Source organism: Salinicola socius, from assembly GCF_001937195.1.
Taxonomy (GTDB): domain Bacteria; phylum Pseudomonadota; class Gammaproteobacteria; order Pseudomonadales; family Halomonadaceae; genus Salinicola; species Salinicola socius.
In genome coordinates, this window is record NZ_MSDO01000007.1 from 127,104 (window position 1) to 144,439 (window position 17,336).

Here is a 17,336-nt window from a genome sequence, read left to right on the forward strand (position 1 = left end):
TTCTCCTTCGGGTTCATTCACCACGTACGAGAGTGAAGAAATCGACGCGGGTGGCGGCGGCGGTGGCGACGTCACGGCGCTGGCGCTCGGCCAGTTCGGCGGCCAGCGGCGCCAGCAGCTGCGTCTCGAGTGTCTGCTGCCACTCGGGGTGCTGGGCGACGGCATCGGCCAGCGCGATCAGTTCGGCGTGGCGATGATCGCGACCACGCACCCAGCCGTGGCCGAGGGTGCCGTCTTCGAGCGCGACACTGGCGCGGGTCAGGGTCATCTCGCCGAGATGGAAGGCGTTGCCGGTGCCGCCGGTGCGACCCTTGAGCATCGCCATGCCGGTTTCCGGGCCGCGTACGCAGCGGTGCGGGGGGAAATCGCCGAGCAACGCGCCCAGTGCGCCCCAACGGGCCTCGATATGCTGACGGGAGGAGAGCGCCAGCAAGCGCTGACGCGCGTTTCGTGATGTGTGACTCATGACGCAACCTCGTCGGTGTCGGAATCCATGGGATCGGTGTCGAAATCAATGTGATAGGAGAGCCGGTCGGCGCGCGCCCGGCCCACGGACACCTCCACCAGCCTGCCGGCCGCATCGGTGTTATCGCTGGTCATCACCAGCAGCGGCGCATTGAGCGGACACTGCAGCCAGCGGGTGTCGTCGCGATCCGCGGGAACGGCATCGATGCGCACCCGCCGCCGATGCAGGCGCAGGCCGTAGTGCTGGCCCAGCAGCGCCCGGGTGGAGCCGCCGCGATAGCGCTCGAGCCAGCCCGGCACCCGCTCGGGATCGAACCAGTGACGCAGCCGCATCAGGGGGGCATCGTCGACGGTGCGCACGGTATCGACCCGCAGCAGCGGCTCGTCGGCGGGTCGTCCGAAGCGCTGGGCGATGGCCTCGGGAGGATTGACGAGTCCCTGTTCGAGACAGCAGGTGTTCGAAGGCAGGCCGAGTCCGGCCAGATTCTGGGTCACCTTGCTGCCGGCGCTGACGGCGTAGTCGAGCCGCCGATCGACCACCTGGGTGCCGCGCCCCTGGTGGCGCGTCACCATGCCGGCGGCGACCAGTTCGTCCAGCGCCCGGCGCACCGTGTGGCGATTGACCGCGAAGCGCTTGGCCAGCTGCGCCTCGGTCGGCAGCAGATCGCCCGGCGCGTAGTCGGCGCGGACCTCGCGCACCAGCTCTTCGGCCAGTTCGCGGTAGCGGGGTATCGTCAGAATTTGTCTAGACATCATGTGGCCCAAAAAACCGGGGGGAAGCCCCGGCATCAGATGAAACGCTTGCGAACACGCTGCGACACCATGTCCAGCAAGGTGACGGCGACGATGATCACCAGCATGATCGTGGCGGTCTCGGTGTACTGGAATCCGCGCATGGTTTCCCACAGCGAGACGCCGATACCGCCGCCGCCGACCATGCCGAGCACCGTGGCGGAGCGAATGTTGGACTCGAAGCGGTACAGGCTGACCGAGATCCACAGTGGCAGCACCTGGGGGATCAGGCCGAAGACGATCTCTTCCAGGCGCCCGGCGCCGGTGACGCGCACGCCTTCCATCGGTCCGGCATCGGTGGCTTCCACCGCTTCCGAGAACAGCTTGGCGAGCACGCCGGTGGTATGGACGAACAGCGCCATGGTCCCGGCGAACGGCCCCAGGCCGACGGCGACCACGAACAGCATCGCGAAGACCAGCTCGTTGATCGCGCGGCACGCATCCATCAGCCGACGCACGGGCTGGTTGATCCACCACGGCGCCAGGTTGTCGGACGAGAGCAGCCCGAAGGGAATGGCGAACAGCACCGCCAGCAGCGTGCCCCAGATCGCGATCTGGATGGTCACCAGCATCTGATCGATATAGTGATCGAGACTGCCGAAGGTGGGCGGTACGAAGTCGGCGGCCAGGGTCGCCATGTTGCCGGCGTTGCCGACCAGCAGGCTCGGGGCCATTTCGGCGCCCTGCCAGGCCCAGCCGAGTACGCCCACGGCGATGACCCAGCCGAGCAGCGCGGTCCAGCTGCGCTTGCCGGATCGGGCTCGCGCGTCGAATGTGGAAGTGGTCATGCATGGACTCCGCTGGATCGGCCAGGGCGGCGCAGCCCCCTGGCCGTGAGGAACTCGAGACGGCCTACTGCGTCGCCATCGCGGTGGTGTTGCCGGCCGGCTGGGCCTGGGCGGCCTCGCGGGCATCCATGCGCTCGTTCAACGACTCGAGGCGAGCGTCGAGATCCGCCAGCTTCTGCTGCTTGTCGTCTGAGTCGAGCGAATCGTCGGCGGCGACCTGGGCGCGCTGCTTGAACAGCTCGAGCTGACGGATCGGCAGCAGCTGGTCGTTGTCGGAAGCGGCGAAGCCGGACCACTGAAGCGGCTCGAGGATCTGCTTCTGCCTGGCGGTATCGCCATAGCTCAGGAAGAAATCGCGCAGCTCGTCCTTGGTCTGCTGGGGCAGATTGGTGCGCCAGACCAGCGGGTCGGAGGGGATCAGCGGCGACTTCCAGACCACCTTCAGCTGCGCGGCCTTGTCGGGATGGGTGATCTCCAGACGCTCCATGCTCTCGGTATTGAACGTCGCGACATCCACCTGGCCGTTGGCAACGGTCAGCGCGTTGGTCTCATGGTTGGCGTTGAGCGTGCGCTTGAACGCGGTATTGGGGTCGATGTGATTCTTGGCGAAGACGTAGTAACCCGGCACCAGGTACCCGGAAGTGGAGTTGGGATCGCCGTTGCCGAAGGTCAACTCACTGGCGTGATCCAGCACCTCGTCGATGGTGTCGTAGGGGCTCGACTTGTTGACGATCATCAGACTCCAGTAGCCCGGCGCGCCGTTGGCGGCGACGGTCTGGGCGAAGATTTCGCCACCGGCGCGATCGACTGCTTCCATCGCCGACTTGTTGCCGTACCAGGCGAGATCGACCTTGTCGAAACGCATCGCCTGGATCACCGCGGCGTAGTCGGTGGCGAAGAACGGCTTGACCTCGACACCCAGCGCGTCGGACATGTCGTCCAGGAACGGCTGCCACTGGGTCGACTGGTTGGTGCTCGACTCGGTGGAGATGATGCCGAAGCGCAGCGGCTGGTCGGCGGCCTGGGCCGAACTGACGGCAAGCGTGCTGCCGAGCAGACCGAGCCCGGCGATCAGCGGCAGGGCCGCACGGCGTAGACGGGATGAGATCATGTCGTTTCCTTGGAGTGTCGTCGGTGATGGATCGTTGTTGGCGAATTGCTGGTGATGGCTCTGTGATGACGGCTCGGTGATGACGGCTCGGTGATCGGCGGGCGAGCGTGCGCCCGGATCAGCCCACCGCATGCAGCGGCGGCGCGAGCCGATGTTCAGGCTGGCGAGTTTCGAGCTCGTCGAGACCGGCGTTTTCGTAGAGTGTCTGCAGGCGGCCGTCGGTGAGGCCTTCGATCGGCCCGTCGTAGTAGAGACGCCCCTGCTTGAGGGCGATGGCGCGACGGCAGTAGCGACGCGCGACCTCGACCTGATGCAGCGTGACGACGACGGTGCGGCCGTCCTCGCGATTGATGCGCTGGAGGATCTCCATCACCTCGCGGGCACTGCGCGGGTCTAGGGAAGCGATCGGCTCGTCGGCGAAGATGACTTCCGCCTCCTGCACCAGCGCCCGGGCGATGGCGACGCGCTGCATCTGGCCGCCCGAAAGCGTGTTGGCGCGCTGATGGGCCAGCCCGACGATGCCCACGCGTTCGAGCGCTCGCAGCGCCAGGTCCCGTTCCTGCTGGGTGAACTGGCCGATCAGGGACCGCCAGCGCGGCATCGCACCGAGATGACCGACCAGCACGTTGGTCAACACGCTGAGGCGGCCAGCGAGATTGAACTGCTGGAAGATGTAGCCGCAGCGACGGCGCTGCTCGCGGCTGGCGCCCAGCAGCCGGCCATGACGCTGCACGTCGCGATCCAGTACTCGAACCTGACTATGCGAATGGCGGTCGGCACGGGTCAGCCCGACGAGATGGCGCAGCAGGGTCGACTTGCCCGAACCCGATGGCCCGATCAGGGTGACCATTTCGCCACTGGCGATCTCGAATCCGATTTCGCGCAGTGCGGCATGGGTGCCGAAGGATTTGTCGAGCCGTTCGACGCTAACGATGGCGGTCATGCGAGTCGTCCCGGAAAGTGTCGGGCCGTGGGTCGGATCATCAACCCCTGGCCCCGAAATGTTGAACACAGTCTGGCGACGTCGTGTGACGGTTATTTATCTAGACAATTAAGAAACGATGACAAGAGGGAGGGACGGGGCGGGCAACGAAAAAAGCGCCCGTGGGCGCTTTGTCCTCTCTATCAGTGGTTTGACGATTCGCGTCATGTCGTTGACACGAATTCGTCGTCGAATCGTCATGCGCAGGTGAGGTCAGCCGTCAGGCTTTCGCCTTGCTCGTCCTGCCACCGGCCTTTTTCCTGCCACCGGATTGTTCCTCGGCGGGAAGGAAACCGCCCTGCTGCAGCACGTCCTCGTAACCTTCCCGGAAGGTGGGGTAGCGAAACGTGTAGCCGGAATCCAGCAGACGCTGGTTGTTGCAGCGCTTGCTCGAACGACGGCGCAGCGGAGACTGGATGACGTCCGGCGTCTCGACCTTGAGCCGCTTGGCGATCCAGGCCATCACTTCATGCAGCGGCGCCGAATCGCAGTCGCTGGCGAGATAGATCGGCTCCAGCGACTTGCCATCCAACGTCAGTTGGATCAGGTGGGCGATCACGCCCGCGCAGTCGTCGCGATGGATGCGGTTGGAGTACATCGGCGGATTGGAGGCGGCGATCCGACCTTCGCTCACCTGGCGGATCAAGCGATCGCGTCCCGGACCGTAGATGCCCGAGAAACGCAGCGCCGTGCCCGGCAGATCGTGCGCGAGCAGCGCCTGCTCGGCTTCGCGCATCAGCGTGCCGGAGAAGCCGTGGGGCTCGGTGTCGGTGGTTTCATCGACCGCTTCGCCCGCCTGCTGGGCGTAGACACTGGTCGAAGAGACGAAAAATATCCGTTCGGGCTTCTTTTTACGGGAGCCGAACGCCTGCAGCACCGCCTTCAATCCCGTCGGATAAGCCGCCTCGTAAGCCGACTCCTCGAACCGGTCCGCGGTCACCGAGTAGACGATGATATCGGCATCCGGCAGCGCCGCCACTGCCGCCTCGTCGGTCACGTCCAGCGCCACCGCCTCGATACCGGTTCCATCGAGCGCAGCGACGTTGCGCCGCGCGCCGATCACACGCTGGCCGGCGTCGATCAACTGCTTCCCGAGCTGGGTGCCGATATCGCCGCAACCGAGAATTAGCGTAGTTTTCTTCACCTTTCCCTAGCCTCTTGGTAAAACGTCCTTGATGATTCGTCCTTGAGGACGCGCACAACCACGAGAACTGCGTACCTATCGACTCATTCGCGCCATTTAGTCGCTTTATTCATTCGCCGTATCGCGCAGACAGGGAGCCTTTCGGTCCCAGCTAATGACTCTAACAGAACTCCGCTACATCGTAACCTTGGCCCAGGAGCGTCACTTCGGTCGCGCCGCCGAGCGCTGCTTCGTTTCCCAGCCGACGCTTTCCGTGGCAGTGAAAAAGCTCGAGGACGAACTCGGCATCGCCCTGTTCGAACGCTCCAAATCCACCGTCCAGGTGACCCCGTTGGGCGAGCGGATCGTCGAGCAGGCCCAGCGGGTGCTGGAGCAGGCCACGCTGATCCGGGAGCTGGCCACCGAAGGCAAGGACCAGCTGATCAGCCCGCTGCGCCTCGGTGCCATCTATACCATCGGCCCTTACCTGTTTCCGCACCTGATCCCGGCGCTGTCGCGCATCGCACCGCAGATGCCGCTCTATATCGAAGAGAGCTTCACCGGCGTGTTGCGGCGCAAGCTGCGCAGTGGCGAGCTCGATGCCATCTTCGTGGCGCTGCCGTTCAACGAATCCGACGTGGTGACCAAGACGCTCTACGAAGAGCCGTTCGAAGTGCTGCTGCCGGCCGGCCATCCGTGGACGCAGAAAGCCGCGATCGACAAGGAGGATCTGCTCACCGAACGTCTGCTGCTGCTCGGTGAAGGTCACTGTTTCCGCGACCAGATTCTGGAAGCCTGCCCGGCCATCAACGCGCAACTCAACAACCCCTCGAACACCCTGATCGCCGAGGGCGGCTCGCTGGAGACCATCCGCCACATGGTCGCCTCGGGTTTGGGCATCACGGTGCTGCCGAAACTGGCGATCGGCACCAGTCACTACGAAAACGGCCTGCTGGAGAGCCGCCCGTTCAAGGGCAACGCACCCTCGCGCAGCGTGGCGCTGGCGTGGCGCGCGAGCTTTCCGCGACCCAAGGCGATCGATGCCCTGATTCAGGCGATCGATAAAATCCAGGGCAGCGACGTCGAGGCCGCATGAGCCTCGATGCTCCGGTAACCGACCTCTCCGGCGTCGGCGAAGCGCTGGCCGGCAAACTGGCCAGACTGCGCATCGAGCACATCGCCGATCTGCTGTTTCACCTGCCGCTGCGCTATCAGGACCGAACGCGGATCACGCCGATCGGCACCCTGCGTGCCGGTACCGAAGCGGTGGTCGAAGGCGAAGTCAGCGCCGCCGAAGTCGTTCGCGGCCGTCGCCGCAGCCTGCTGGTCCGGCTCAAGGATGGCTCCGGCATTCTCAGCCTGCGCTTCTTCCACTTCTCGCCGGCCCAGCAGCAGCAGTTCGCCAAGGGCGTTCAGGTGCGCTGCTTCGGTGAGGCCCGTGCCGGCAGCACCGGGCTCGAGATCTACCATCCGGAATATCGCCTGATCCAGACCGAAGCGGCACCGGTGGACGAACATCTGACGCCCATCTATCCGACCACCGAAGGTCTGGCACAGCCGCGGTTGCGCGCCTTGATCCAGCAGGCGCTGAAGCGGCTGGCAAAAGCGCCAGAAAGCCTGCCGGAGTGGATCCCCGAACCGTTGCGGGGACGCTTTCGGCTGCCCGGGCTGACCGAATCGCTGCGTTATCTGCACGAACCCCCGCCGGACGCGCCGCAGGAGCGCCTGGCCGATGGTCGTCACCCCGCCCAGCGGCGATTGGCGCTGGAAGAGCTGCTGGCCCATCAACTGAGTCTGCGCCAGGTCCGCCTGCGAATTCAGGCCGACGGTGCCCCCAAACTGGCGGCGAGCAGCAACCTGCAGGCGCGCTTCCTGACCCAGCTGCCGTTCTCGCTGACCCAGGCCCAGCGCCGCGTACTGGAGGAGATCGGGCGCGACCTGGAGCGCGAAGTGCCGATGCTGCGGCTGGTACAGGGCGACGTCGGCTCGGGCAAGACCGTGGTCGCCGCCATGGCGGTGCTGAACGCCATCGCCGGCGGCTGTCAGGCGGCGGTGATGGCGCCCACCGAGATTCTCGCCGAGCAGCACTTTCGCCAGTTCCGGGCCTGGCTCGAACCGCTGGGAATCGAGGTCGGCTGGCTGGCCGGCAAGCTCAAGGGCAAGGCGCGGCTGGATACCAAGGCGGCCATCGCCGATGGTCGCGTGCAGGTCGCCGTCGGCACCCACGCGCTGTTCCAGGACGACGTGCTCTTCCACCGCCTGGGGCTGGCGGTGATCGACGAGCAGCATCGATTCGGCGTTCACCAGCGCCTCGCGCTGCGCCAAAAAGGGGAATCCGGCGGCCTGACCCCGCACCAGCTGATCATGACCGCCACGCCGATCCCGCGCACCCTGGCGATGAGCGCCTACGCCGATCTCGACCTGTCGGTGATCGACGAGCTGCCGCCGGGCCGCACCCCGGTGCATACCGTCGCCGTCCCCGACGAACGTCGTCCGGAGGTGATCCAGCGCATCCGCAACGCCTGCGCCGACGGTCGCCAGGCTTACTGGGTCTGCACGCTGATCGAGGAGTCGGAGACGTTGACCTGCCAGGCCGCGGAAGTCACCCGCGATACGCTGGTGGAAGCGCTCGAGGAACTCAACGTGGGGCTGGTCCACGGGCGCATGAAGGCGCAGGAGAAGGTCGAGGTGATGGACGCCTTCAAGCGCGGCGAGCTGGACCTGCTGGTGGCGACCACGGTGATCGAGGTCGGGGTCGACGTGCCCAACGCCAGTCTGATGATCATCGAAAATCCCGAGCGGCTGGGGCTTTCCCAGCTGCATCAGCTTCGCGGCCGGGTCGGTCGAGGCAGCGTCGACAGCTACTGCGTGCTGCTCTATCACCCGCCGCTGTCGAACCACTCGCGCCAGCGTCTTGGCATCCTGCGCGACACCACCGACGGCTTCAAGGTGGCGGAGAAGGATCTCGAACTGCGCGGCCCCGGCGAAGTGCTCGGCACGCGTCAGACCGGCCTGGCGCAGATGAAGATCGCCGACCTGGAGCGCGACCGCGACCTGCTCGACACCGTCACCGCGCTGGCCCAGGCGCTGCTGGAAGAAGCCCCCGACGCCGCGCCACCGCTGATCCGCCGCTGGCTGGGCGACGAGGCCGGACGCTACGGGCAGGTCTAGACGCAAGCGGCGTCCGGCACCTCAGGTCGCCTCGGCGGCCTTGTCGTCGTCGGCCACTTCGACCGGGCGTGCCACCAGCCGAGCGGCCGCCTCGCTCATCGGCACCAGCTGGCGGCTGATGTGCAGCAGCTGGGTCTGGATCACGCGGCGTTCGTCATCGGCATCGTCCTGGGCGGCGGCGGGCTCCTGCTCGAAGATCGCCATTAGCGCGCTCTGCTCGTCGTTGAGTTCGGGGATCGGCTGGCGAGCGGCCAGACTGGCGGCGATCGAATCGAAGCCATCGGCGATACGGCGGGCGGCGGCATGGATCTCGATATCCGCCCCGCTCGGCGTCAGCGTGCCCCGGTGCGCCCCCAGCGCGGAGAGATAGCCCAGCAGCGTGTGGGAGACCACCAGGAACCGGAAGCCCTCGTCGGCGTCCTTCTTCCGGTAGTGCCCCGGCTCCTGGAGCATGTTGGCCAGCACCGTCGAGAGCGCGGCATCGGCGTTGTGGGCGTTGCGTCGCGCCAGCCGATAGGCCAGATCGTCCTGCTTGCCGGCCTCGTACTGATGGATGATCTCGCGCAGATAGAGCGTGCTGTTGGTGAGCGCGGTGGCGGCGACCTTGTGCAGCCGCCGCCCCTGCCAGTCCGGCAGGATGAAGAACACCGCCAGTCCCGAGATGAACGCGCCGATCAGGGTATCGATCAGTCGCGGCAGGATCAGGTCGAAGCCGTCGCCGACCTGATTGAAGCTGCTCAACACCAGCGTGGTGATGGCCGCGGTGGCGACGATGTAGTGCTTTTCCCGGTTGGCGAAGAAGGTGACCCCGGCGACCACCGCGATCAGCGACTGGAGCAGCGGGTCGGGAAACAGGCTGATCAGGGCCCAGCCCACCACCAGACCCAGCACCGTCCCGACGATGCGCTGGCGCAGGAACCGCCGCGTCGCCCCGAAGTTGGGCCGACACACGAACAGCGTGGTCAGCAGGATCCAGTACCCCTGTGTCGGATGAACCAGGTGCAGTACGCCGTACCCTACCAGCAGGGCGGTCGACAGCCGCAGCGCGTGGCGGAAGGTCGGCGAACCCGGCGTCAGGTTGAGCCGAATGCGCTCCCAGGCGTCCTTGAAGCTGCGCGGCGAGCGGTTGAGCAGGCTGGCATCCTTCTGGTCGGCCACTGCATCCGGATTGTTGGCGCTGGAGAGCTGGTCCTCCAGCGTCGCCAGATTGCGTCCCAGCGCCTGCAGCGAACGCAGCAGCGGCGTCCAAGCCGGATTGCGCTGGGCGCGCAGGTAGACGATCGAGGCCCGCAGGTCTTCCAGTGCCTGCTCGCTCTGGCCGTGGTCGAACGGCTGGCGCAGCAGCAGCGCCTTGGCCAGCCGCTTGCACGCCCGGCCCTGCTGGTCGAGCAGCCGCTGGCAGCGGAATAGTACGTCGTGGTGAAAGAATGCCTCCGACAGCGCGGAATAGGGATAGTGCGAGGCACTGACCCGCTCGTGAATATCCTGAGCGATGAAATAGAGCCGCAGGTAGCGGTTGAGCTTGCGGCTGCCGCGTTGGCCCTCGAGACGCCGGAAGATCATCTCCTTGGCCTGATTGAGCGCCGTCACCACGCGGCCGTTCTGACGCGCCAGCGCGACGCGCCTGCTCTCCACGTCGACCCCGCGCAGCGGTTCGAACAGCGTTGCCTTGATGATCAGATACTCACCCAGCTCCCGATACAGCTGCGCCATGCTCTGCTTGACCGGCTGGCGCGAGAACAACGCACACCAGATGACCGAGATCGCCCCGTACCATGCCGCGCCCGCGACCAGCAGCAGCGGTTGCTGCCAGAAATTGCCATCGGTGGTGCCGCCGTGCTGCTCGATGTTGATCATCGAGTAGACCGACAGGATCAGCGTCGCCGAGGCGATGGTAGCGTAGCGCTGCTCGACCGCGCCGAGCATGATGAAAGTGAACGCCGATAGCGCGAGGCCGGGGGCGAATAGCCAGGGCCAGGGGAACAGTAGCTCCACCGAGCTCGAGGCGACCAGAAAGCAGATCAGCGTGACCAGCAGCGCGCGGACGCGGCCTTCCCAGTTGTCGTCGGTCTCGGAGAGCGCGCTGGCGATGATGCCCAGAAACAGCGGAATGGCGAGCGCGATCTGGTCCTGGGACCAGCTCAACGCGATGGCGCCACTGAACGCCAGAAACACGCGGAAGCTGTAGGCAAACTTGTCGAGCGTCCACAGCTGGCGCAGGGAACGGGAAAACGAATCGGGAATTTCGGTCTCTCCAGGATCGTGGTTATGCCGTCACGATAGCGCGCCCGCGGCAGCGGGAACAGATACCACAGACGGTGGACGGATAGAGAACCTGACCAGAATCTAGACTTTAGTATAACGTTGCTGGTCCGGTCGGCCGCAACGGCTTTCCGCTTTATCCCCACCCCAGACTTCGGCATGATCGGGGTTTCCCGGAAGACTGAGGCAAGGCGTGGGATCGACCAACAAGTCGCATCGAAGCGGCGTGAGGCGCGCGCTAGGGTTCGTGGGCCAGCTGCTGCGTGCCGTGGTGATACTGAGCGTGATCGGCTGGGGGGCATTGGCACTGCATTTCGAACTGCCGGGGCCACGCCCGCTCGTCCTCCTTACCATTGCCGCGTGGGTGCTGATCGGCGGCGCGGCGCTGATCGCGCCATGGCGGATCAGGCGGCGTACGCCTCTCAAGACTGAGAACGCGCCTCGCAAGCCGCAGCGCAGCCGCGCGGCACCGACGATCCGGCTGACGTTCACGCTGGCGCTGATCGTGCTAGTGACCTGGTGGCAAAGTCTCGAACCTCGCAATGATCGCGACTGGGCGCCGGACGTGGCACGCCAGCTGGCGGTCGAACGTGACGGCGACCGGGTCACGCTTCACAACGTGCGCGACTTCGAATGGCAGACGCCGGACACGGCGACACCGCGCTGGGAGACTCGAGAGTACGACCTTTCGCAGCTCGACGCGGTGGATATGGTGGTCTCCTACTGGATGGGGCCGGCGATCGCCCACACGCTGGTCACGTTCGGCTTTGCCGACGGCCGGCATCTGACGTTTTCAGTGGAGATCCGACGCGAGCGGGATGAGGCGTTCTCGATCAGCGGCGGCTTCTTCAAGCAGTTCGAGCTCAACCTGATCGCCGCCGACGAGAACGATATCCTGCGCCTGCGCAGCAACGTGCGCGATGAGGACGTCTATCTCTATCGCGTCGGCCTGTCGCCACAGGCCCGTCGTGAGCTCTTCCTCGCCTATCTGGACGAGGCCGACCGGCTGCGCCAAAGCCCTGAGTTCTACAACACCCTGACCAGCAACTGCACCACCATCGTGTTCGACATGGCGGCCAGGATCGTCTCCGGGCTACCCAAGGATATCCGGCTGATTCTCTCCGGCTATCTACCGGAGTACGTCTACGATATCGGCGGACTGGACACGAGCCACTCGCTCGAATTCCTGCGCAGCCGAGGCTATATCAATCCGCGTGCCCGGCAGATCCCCTACACTGCCGGCAGCGAGGCCTTTTCCCGCGCCATCCGCGACGGGGTTCCCGCTGCCGATGGCGAGATCCTTCATGCTTCATCGCCCTGAGCCGAGCTTGACAACATGATCCCAATAACATGATCTCAATGCCATGACCTCCCTGCGCGACGCCATCGAAAATCGCATCAGCCATCTCACCGGGCGCACGCTGGGCGGGGTCGACTATACCCAGCCCAAGGGCGACCCGGGCCTGTTCGGGCCGGAAACCGTGGCGTGGAAAGTCCACGGCGAATTCACGCCGATGATGTGCGGCGGCGTCAGCGCACTGCTGCTGCAGATGCTGCATCCGCTGGCACTGGCCGGCATCTGGGATCACTCCAACTTCCGCCAGGACATGATTGGCCGGCTGCGTCGTACCAGCCAGTTCATCGCCGTCACCACCTTCGGCTCCCGCGACGACGCCGAGCGTCTGCTCGAGCGGGTGCGGCGGGTTCACGATGGCGTCAGCGGCCACGCCGCCGACGGCACGCCCTATGCCGCCAACGATCCCGACCTGCTGGTGTGGGTGCACGTCGCCGAGATGAGCCGCTTTCTGGCTGCTCACATCCGCTATCGCAATCCGAACCTCGGCCTCGCCGATCAGGATCGCTATTTTGCCGAAACCGCCCGCGTGGCCGAAGCGCTGGGCGCCCGCGAGGTGCCGCGCTCCCGCGCGGCCATCGACGCCTACCTGGAACACCAGCGCCGTTATCTGGTCTGCGATTCGCGCACCCGCGACGTCATCGACGTGCTGCTGCACGCCTTGCCGCCGAGCCCGGTCATCCGCCCCGCCGGGGCGCTGTTCATGCGTGCGGGCATCGATCTATTGCCACCCTGGGCAGCGACAATGCTCAGCCTCGAGATGTCGACGCTCGAACGCCACGCCGTGCGCCAGGGCATTCGCACTATCGCCCCGGTGGTGCGCTGGGCGGTGCGCAACGGCTCCTATCGTCGCGCCATGGAGCGGATGCAGGCGAAGGAACAGCAGCGGAAGTAGGCACCGTACTATTTCGCAGACGCGAGCCCTGACTCGTCGCGACGCACGCGATCGATCTTCAGCATCCGCGCGATCACCTTGTCGAGTTCGGACTGCTCGAAGATCTTCTTCCAGTCGTCACGCAGGATATTCTCGCGGCCGTAGTCGATCGCGATCATGCAGGCATCCGAAAACGGATTGGTGCTGCGAAACGCCACCGCCAGCGCAATCTGGATATGACCGTAGAGCATCGCCTCGGCGGCTTTCTGGGGCACGCCGGTGCGCGCGACGGTCTCGTCCAGTGCCTCCTTCATGAAGGTGCCGAGCATGCAGGTCACCGTTTCCACCAGCGTGGGCTCGAGATAGGCCAGCTGAGTCACGGTGATCCAGTGCACGTCGTCGACCGGGGCGTACATCACACGGATCACCGCTTCCAGCGCCGCCTTTTCCGCGTCGCTGCCGCTCTCAAACGCCGCCGCGACGGACTGAGTGGCCGCCACGCCGCCAAAGGCATCGGCATGCTCTTCCCTGGTGTAGCGTTCCAGAAATACCGACGGATGACACGGATGCGCCACAGCGTAGTGAATATCTTCGCGCGGGAACAGCAGGTTGGCGTAGGCCGCTGCCGGATCCAGCGTCAGCACCGTCGCGCCGGCCTTCATTTGCGGCACCAGCGCTCCGGAGACCTTGCCGAGCACGATGTCCGGCACCGCCAGGATCAGCAGATCGCAGTCGGCAATGACGTCATCGATGGCCGACACGGCTCGCCCGGTATCGCGCACGCGCCGCTGACCTTCCGGCGCGTTCTCGCAGTAGTGCACGTTGAAATCGCTGCGCGCCAGATTGGCCGAGATTCGCATACCCATCTTGCCGCCAGCGCCGACCAGCGCGATCGATCGATACGATTGCGTCATGCTGTGTGACTCCTCAGAAAGTGCAGGTTGTGTCGGGTCCATTCGGACTCCAGACGACAGGTCGTCGCGGCATCCGTCTGCCAGGGCAGCCAGTGCTCGATGACCAGGGAAATACCGCGAGAGACCGGGTCGACGCGTTCCAGCATGGCGTCGAACGGCAACTGACCCTCCCCCAGCGGGCAGCCGATGAGCTGGAAGCCGACCCAGCCGGGGGCGCGGGTGAAGTGGAAATCCTTGACGTGCAGATTGACCACGCGGTCCGCCGTGTGCGCGATCACCGCTTCGGGGAGCGCCAGCGCGGCGACACAGTTGGCGGGATCGAGACACACGCCGATGTGCGGATCATCGAGAGAGTCGACGACGGTCATCAGATCCTCGACGGAAACCTGTTCGTAGGTTTCCAGCGCCAGGGTGACGTGCTGCCGTCGCAATCGCGGCAGGATCGATGCCAGCCGCCGGATCGCCGCCTCCGTAGAAGGCCGATCGGCATCGCGATACAGCATGCTGCGCAGCAGCGACACGTCCAGCCGCTCGGCGAGTTCGAGATAGCGGTCCAGGTGATCGGGCGCCACGCCTCTGGTGCCGAGTTCGAGCCGGACGCCGAGGCGCTCGGCCTGCGTCCGTAGCTGCGTCAGACGGGCGTCGTCGAAGTTCTCGATCGCCGGGTAATCGCAAATCTGGAACACGTCACCGCCGAGTGCCGCCGTCTCCTCGAGCATCGCTTCCAGCGACATCGGGTCCTCGACCCGGTCCGATCCGCGCCAGAAGAAGGCGTAGGTACTCAGTCCAATCCGCATGGTTGCTCCGGCATCGGTTGGGAGGGCCATCATCAGTGCCCAGCCGTCGCGTCGTGCGATGTCATGCGACGGCTGGGCATCACCGGTTCACGACTGATCGCCAGCATCACCACGCCAGCCATCGCCATGAAACCGCCAACCACGAACATCGGCAGGGTGTAGCTGCCGGTCATGTCGTGAAGCGCACCGGTCAGGTACCCCGAGGAGAATCCGGCGATATTGCCGATGGTGTTGATCAACGCGACGCCCGCGGCGGCAGCAGCGCCGTCGAGAAAGCGCGTCGGCAGCGTCCAGAAATTGGGCAGCGCGGCGAAGATCGAGCAGGCGGTGATGGTGATCATGGCGATCGTCGCGGCGGGCGACTCCATGTAGAGCGCCAACGGCACACTCAGCGCCCCGGTGAAGGCCGGCAACGCGATGTGCCAGCTACGCACCCCACGTCGCGTGGCATCGCGAGACCAGAAATAGAGTGCAACCGCCGCCGGCAGATAGGGTACGGCGGTAATCAGGCCCTTCTGCATCAGGCCGAAATGGGTCCCGAACTGCGCCTCGAAGCCGCCGATGATCGTCGGCAGAAAGAAAGCGAGGGCGTAAAGGCCGTAGATGAAACCGAAGTAGATCCCGCACAGCGCCCATACCCGGCCGCTGGAGAACGCCTGCTTGAGCCCTTTCTTCTCTTGATTGGCGCCAAGCTTCTGACGGGACTCCCGCTCGAGCTCGGTGGTCAACCACGTCTTCTCCTCGGCCGTCAGCCAGCGCGCATCGGCCGGGCGATCAACGAGATAGAACCAGGCGACGATACCCAGCAGGATGGCCGGAATGGCCACGCCGAAGAACATGAAACGCCAGCCCGCCAAGCCGAAGAACGCGCCATCGTGCTGGATCAGCAAGGCCGCCAGCGGCGCGCCGATAACCGTGGTCAACGGTTGGGCCAGATAGAATAGCGCGAGGATGCGGCTGCGATAGCGCGCCGGTACCCACAGGCTCAGAAACAGGATCGCACCGGGGAAGAATCCCGCTTCGGCGACGCCCAGCATGAACCGCAGGAAGTACAGCCCGCCCGCGCTGTCCACCCAGGTGAACAGCAGCGCAACGACTCCCCAACTGACCATGATACGGGCCAGCCACTTGCGCGCGCCGAAGCGATGCAGCGCCAGATTGCTGGGCACCTCCAGCAGGATATAGCCGAGGAAGAAAATCCCGGAGGCAAAGCCGAACTGCGCGGCACTCAACGCCAGATCCGTATTCATGCCGTTGGGTGCGGCAAAGGAGATCGCCGTCCGATCCAGGTAATTGACGAAAAACATCAGGGCCACGAAGGGCACCAGACGCCATGCCACCTTGCGAATGGCGGACTTTTCTACCGGTGAGGCTGCCGCGTGTTCCATGATCGCTCCCACTCCCGCAAAAGGTTGTCGGTGACCACGGCATGGCCCGTCGATGTCGGCCATATCGCGGCAAGAGTCATGCGATCATCAGGTCATCATACCACTTCGGCAATACGGCAAACGTCGTAGACCGAGCATGGCGGCCGTGATCGGCAAGTCTCTCTCGGCGGAGGTGTGTGAAGGCGCTAGCGGATCGCATCGGAGATCGGGCATTGCACGCGGAGCCTGAGGATTTCAAACCCTGCGAGCCGATCGGTTCCACCCGCGCGCAGGCATGCCTGCCTGCTCGGCGCCGGCTGAAAGCCGTCCCCCATCGCATCGAGTCGCGACAGTTCGAGCAGGTCGACGCCCTCGATGTACAGCGGCGCGGCATCCGCACTCAAGTTGGCGATCCACACTTCGCTGACCGCCGATGATTCGGTTTGCCAGGCCAGAGAGGTCAGCGGGTGTTCCAGCTGCAGCTGGCGCAGCGGTCGCCCTGATGCTCGCGCCAACCCCGCGATCACGTGGCCCACGGGATAGAGATGATCGGCGCCGATATCGAACGGCGGGCCAAGGGACGACAGCGTGACGGCATCGACCCCGGCACAGGCAACGCGGGCCACGAACCCGACGGCCCAGGCCGCCGCGAAAAGCCCGCTCTGGCGCGGGTCGTTGTCGCTCAGGGTCACGCGCTGCGTGCCGTCATTGGGCGTGAGCTTCTCGCCGTAGGGGTTGGTCCAGGCGCCGATGGCAGTGGTAGTGATTCGGTAGGGCACATCCGGTGCCAGCGCGCGGCAGGAGGCGACGATATCCGGCAAGCTTTCCAGGGTTTCCATCACCGAGCGATCATCCGCGGCATGCACGATGGGCGAGACGGCATGGGTGATGAAGTCGATCGTCGTGGGGTCCGGGCGGCAGCGGTTGAGCTCGGTGAAGTAGGTGGGCACGCCGCCGCCCAGCGTCAGCTCCGGCCATAACGGACGCGCTGCCGCCAGTGCCTGATCGGGCGAGGTACCCGAAGGCCAGTCGCCATCCGGCTGGTGACTCTTGAGATAGGCCGCCGGCGTCACCAGCATCCCTGCCGGTACGAGCGACACGCTCTCCAGCCGCCTGGCCAGCGCGGCCAGCGACCGTCCGGGATCGCTGTCCTCGCAGACCACGTAGAGCCATATCGCCACGCGGCGTTCGCTGGCGAGGGACATCAGACCGGCCAACCGTTCGAGTGTCAGCGGATCGCGCAGATCGAGCAGCACGTCCAGATGCCGTGGCGCGACGGCCTCGAGCTGCCGCGACAGGCGCTCGAGCGTCGGATCCAGATCGAAAAGACGATCCA

Annotated in this window: 15 protein-coding genes; 4 read left to right on the plus strand and 11 right to left on the minus strand. The window is 65.5% G+C overall.

The window, feature by feature from the left end:
* Positions 1-13 precede the first annotated feature (13 nt).
* The 6 genes from phnG to BTW07_RS07075 form a co-directional block, all read right to left on the minus strand.
* Complete coding sequence (phnG, locus tag BTW07_RS07050) at positions 14-466, minus strand: phosphonate C-P lyase system protein PhnG (protein WP_075569458.1); 453 nt, start codon at positions 464-466, stop codon at positions 14-16.
* Positions 463-1,221 carry a phosphonate metabolism transcriptional regulator PhnF gene (phnF, locus tag BTW07_RS07055; RefSeq protein ID WP_075569485.1) on the minus strand — a complete coding sequence of 253 codons (759 nt, stop codon included), beginning with the start codon at positions 1,219-1,221 and terminating at the stop codon, positions 463-465. The genes phnG and phnF overlap by 4 nt, the downstream gene beginning before the upstream one ends.
* A gap of 32 nt (positions 1,222-1,253) precedes the next feature.
* Positions 1,254-2,045 (minus strand): phosphonate ABC transporter, permease protein PhnE, encoded by a 792-nt coding sequence (phnE, locus tag BTW07_RS07060; RefSeq protein WP_075569459.1) that lies wholly within the window; start codon positions 2,043-2,045, stop codon positions 1,254-1,256.
* 64 nt (positions 2,046-2,109) lie between these two features.
* Positions 2,110-3,156 (minus strand): phosphonate ABC transporter substrate-binding protein, encoded by a 1,047-nt coding sequence (gene phnD / locus BTW07_RS07065; protein ID WP_075569460.1) that lies wholly within the window; start codon positions 3,154-3,156, stop codon positions 2,110-2,112.
* Between the two features lie 118 nt (positions 3,157-3,274).
* Entirely contained in the window at positions 3,275-4,099 is an 825-nt protein-coding gene (gene phnC / locus BTW07_RS07070) for a phosphonate ABC transporter ATP-binding protein (RefSeq protein ID WP_075569461.1), read from the minus strand.
* A 259-nt stretch (positions 4,100-4,358) separates the two neighbouring features.
* Positions 4,359-5,282, minus strand: a complete 924-nt coding sequence (locus tag BTW07_RS07075; protein ID WP_075569462.1) for an SDR family oxidoreductase — start codon at positions 5,280-5,282, stop codon at positions 4,359-4,361.
* 154 nt (positions 5,283-5,436) lie between these two features.
* On the opposite strand from BTW07_RS07075, the gene BTW07_RS07080 reads away from it, so the two are divergent.
* Positions 5,437-6,357 (plus strand): hydrogen peroxide-inducible genes activator, encoded by a 921-nt coding sequence (locus tag BTW07_RS07080; RefSeq protein WP_075569463.1) that lies wholly within the window; start codon positions 5,437-5,439, stop codon positions 6,355-6,357.
* Positions 6,354-8,432 (plus strand): ATP-dependent DNA helicase RecG, encoded by a 2,079-nt coding sequence (gene recG / locus BTW07_RS07085; protein ID WP_075569464.1) that lies wholly within the window; start codon positions 6,354-6,356, stop codon positions 8,430-8,432. Before BTW07_RS07080 ends, recG begins: the two co-directional genes overlap by 4 nt.
* Positions 8,433-8,453: 21 nt before the next feature.
* Here recG and yccS read toward each other — a convergent pair whose 3' ends face one another.
* Positions 8,454-10,676: a YccS family putative transporter gene (gene yccS, locus BTW07_RS07090; RefSeq protein WP_075569465.1), complete on the minus strand. Its 2,223-nt coding sequence runs from the start codon at positions 10,674-10,676 to the stop codon at positions 8,454-8,456.
* 211 nt (positions 10,677-10,887) lie between these two features.
* Here yccS and BTW07_RS07095 point away from each other — a divergent pair, with 211 nt between their 5' ends.
* Positions 10,888-12,015 carry an Lnb N-terminal periplasmic domain-containing protein gene (locus BTW07_RS07095; RefSeq protein ID WP_244158322.1) on the plus strand — a complete coding sequence of 376 codons (1,128 nt, stop codon included), beginning with the start codon at positions 10,888-10,890 and terminating at the stop codon, positions 12,013-12,015.
* Positions 12,016-12,058: 43 nt separating this feature from the next.
* Positions 12,059-12,943, plus strand: a complete 885-nt coding sequence (locus BTW07_RS07100; RefSeq protein WP_075569466.1) for an oxygenase MpaB family protein — start codon at positions 12,059-12,061, stop codon at positions 12,941-12,943.
* 8 nt (positions 12,944-12,951) lie between these two features.
* Here BTW07_RS07100 and BTW07_RS07105 read toward each other — a convergent pair whose 3' ends face one another.
* The 4 genes from BTW07_RS07105 to BTW07_RS19815 form a co-directional block, all read right to left on the minus strand.
* Entirely contained in the window at positions 12,952-13,836 is an 885-nt protein-coding gene (locus BTW07_RS07105; protein ID WP_075569467.1) for a phosphogluconate dehydrogenase C-terminal domain-containing protein, read from the minus strand.
* Positions 13,833-14,633: a sugar phosphate isomerase/epimerase family protein gene (locus tag BTW07_RS07110; protein ID WP_075569468.1), complete on the minus strand. Its 801-nt coding sequence runs from the start codon at positions 14,631-14,633 to the stop codon at positions 13,833-13,835. Before BTW07_RS07110 ends, BTW07_RS07105 begins: the two co-directional genes overlap by 4 nt.
* A gap of 32 nt (positions 14,634-14,665) precedes the next feature.
* A complete protein-coding gene (locus BTW07_RS07115) occupies positions 14,666-16,021 on the minus strand; it encodes an MFS transporter (RefSeq protein WP_075569469.1) in 1,356 nt (451 codons plus the stop codon).
* Positions 16,022-16,206: 185 nt separating this feature from the next.
* Positions 16,207-17,336 (minus strand): D-apionate lactonase family protein (locus tag BTW07_RS19815; RefSeq protein ID WP_208605381.1); only part of this gene is annotated, 1,130 nt, incomplete at its 5' end.

What these genes read in the sequence shown, in the direction of transcription:
- phnG (WP_075569458.1), bottom strand. Translation starts at nt 466, where the DNA reads ATGAGTCACACATCACGAAACGCGCGTCAGCGCTTGCTGGCGCTCTCC.
- phnF (WP_075569485.1), bottom strand. Translation starts at nt 1,221, where the DNA reads ATGATGTCTAGACAAATTCTGACGATACCCCGCTACCGCGAACTGGCC.
- phnE (WP_075569459.1), bottom strand. Translation starts at nt 2,045, where the DNA reads ATGACCACTTCCACATTCGACGCGCGAGCCCGATCCGGCAAGCGCAGC.
- phnD (WP_075569460.1), bottom strand. Translation starts at nt 3,156, where the DNA reads ATGATCTCATCCCGTCTACGCCGTGCGGCCCTGCCGCTGATCGCCGGG.
- phnC (WP_075569461.1), bottom strand. Translation starts at nt 4,099, where the DNA reads ATGACCGCCATCGTTAGCGTCGAACGGCTCGACAAATCCTTCGGCACC.
- BTW07_RS07080 (WP_075569463.1), top strand. Translation starts at nt 5,437, where the DNA reads ATGACTCTAACAGAACTCCGCTACATCGTAACCTTGGCCCAGGAGCGT.
- recG (WP_075569464.1), top strand. Translation starts at nt 6,354, where the DNA reads ATGAGCCTCGATGCTCCGGTAACCGACCTCTCCGGCGTCGGCGAAGCG.
- BTW07_RS07100 (WP_075569466.1), top strand. Translation starts at nt 12,059, where the DNA reads ATGACCTCCCTGCGCGACGCCATCGAAAATCGCATCAGCCATCTCACC.
- BTW07_RS07105 (WP_075569467.1), bottom strand. Translation starts at nt 13,836, where the DNA reads ATGACGCAATCGTATCGATCGATCGCGCTGGTCGGCGCTGGCGGCAAG.
- BTW07_RS07110 (WP_075569468.1), bottom strand. Translation starts at nt 14,633, where the DNA reads ATGCGGATTGGACTGAGTACCTACGCCTTCTTCTGGCGCGGATCGGAC.
- BTW07_RS07115 (WP_075569469.1), bottom strand. Translation starts at nt 16,021, where the DNA reads ATGGAACACGCGGCAGCCTCACCGGTAGAAAAGTCCGCCATTCGCAAG.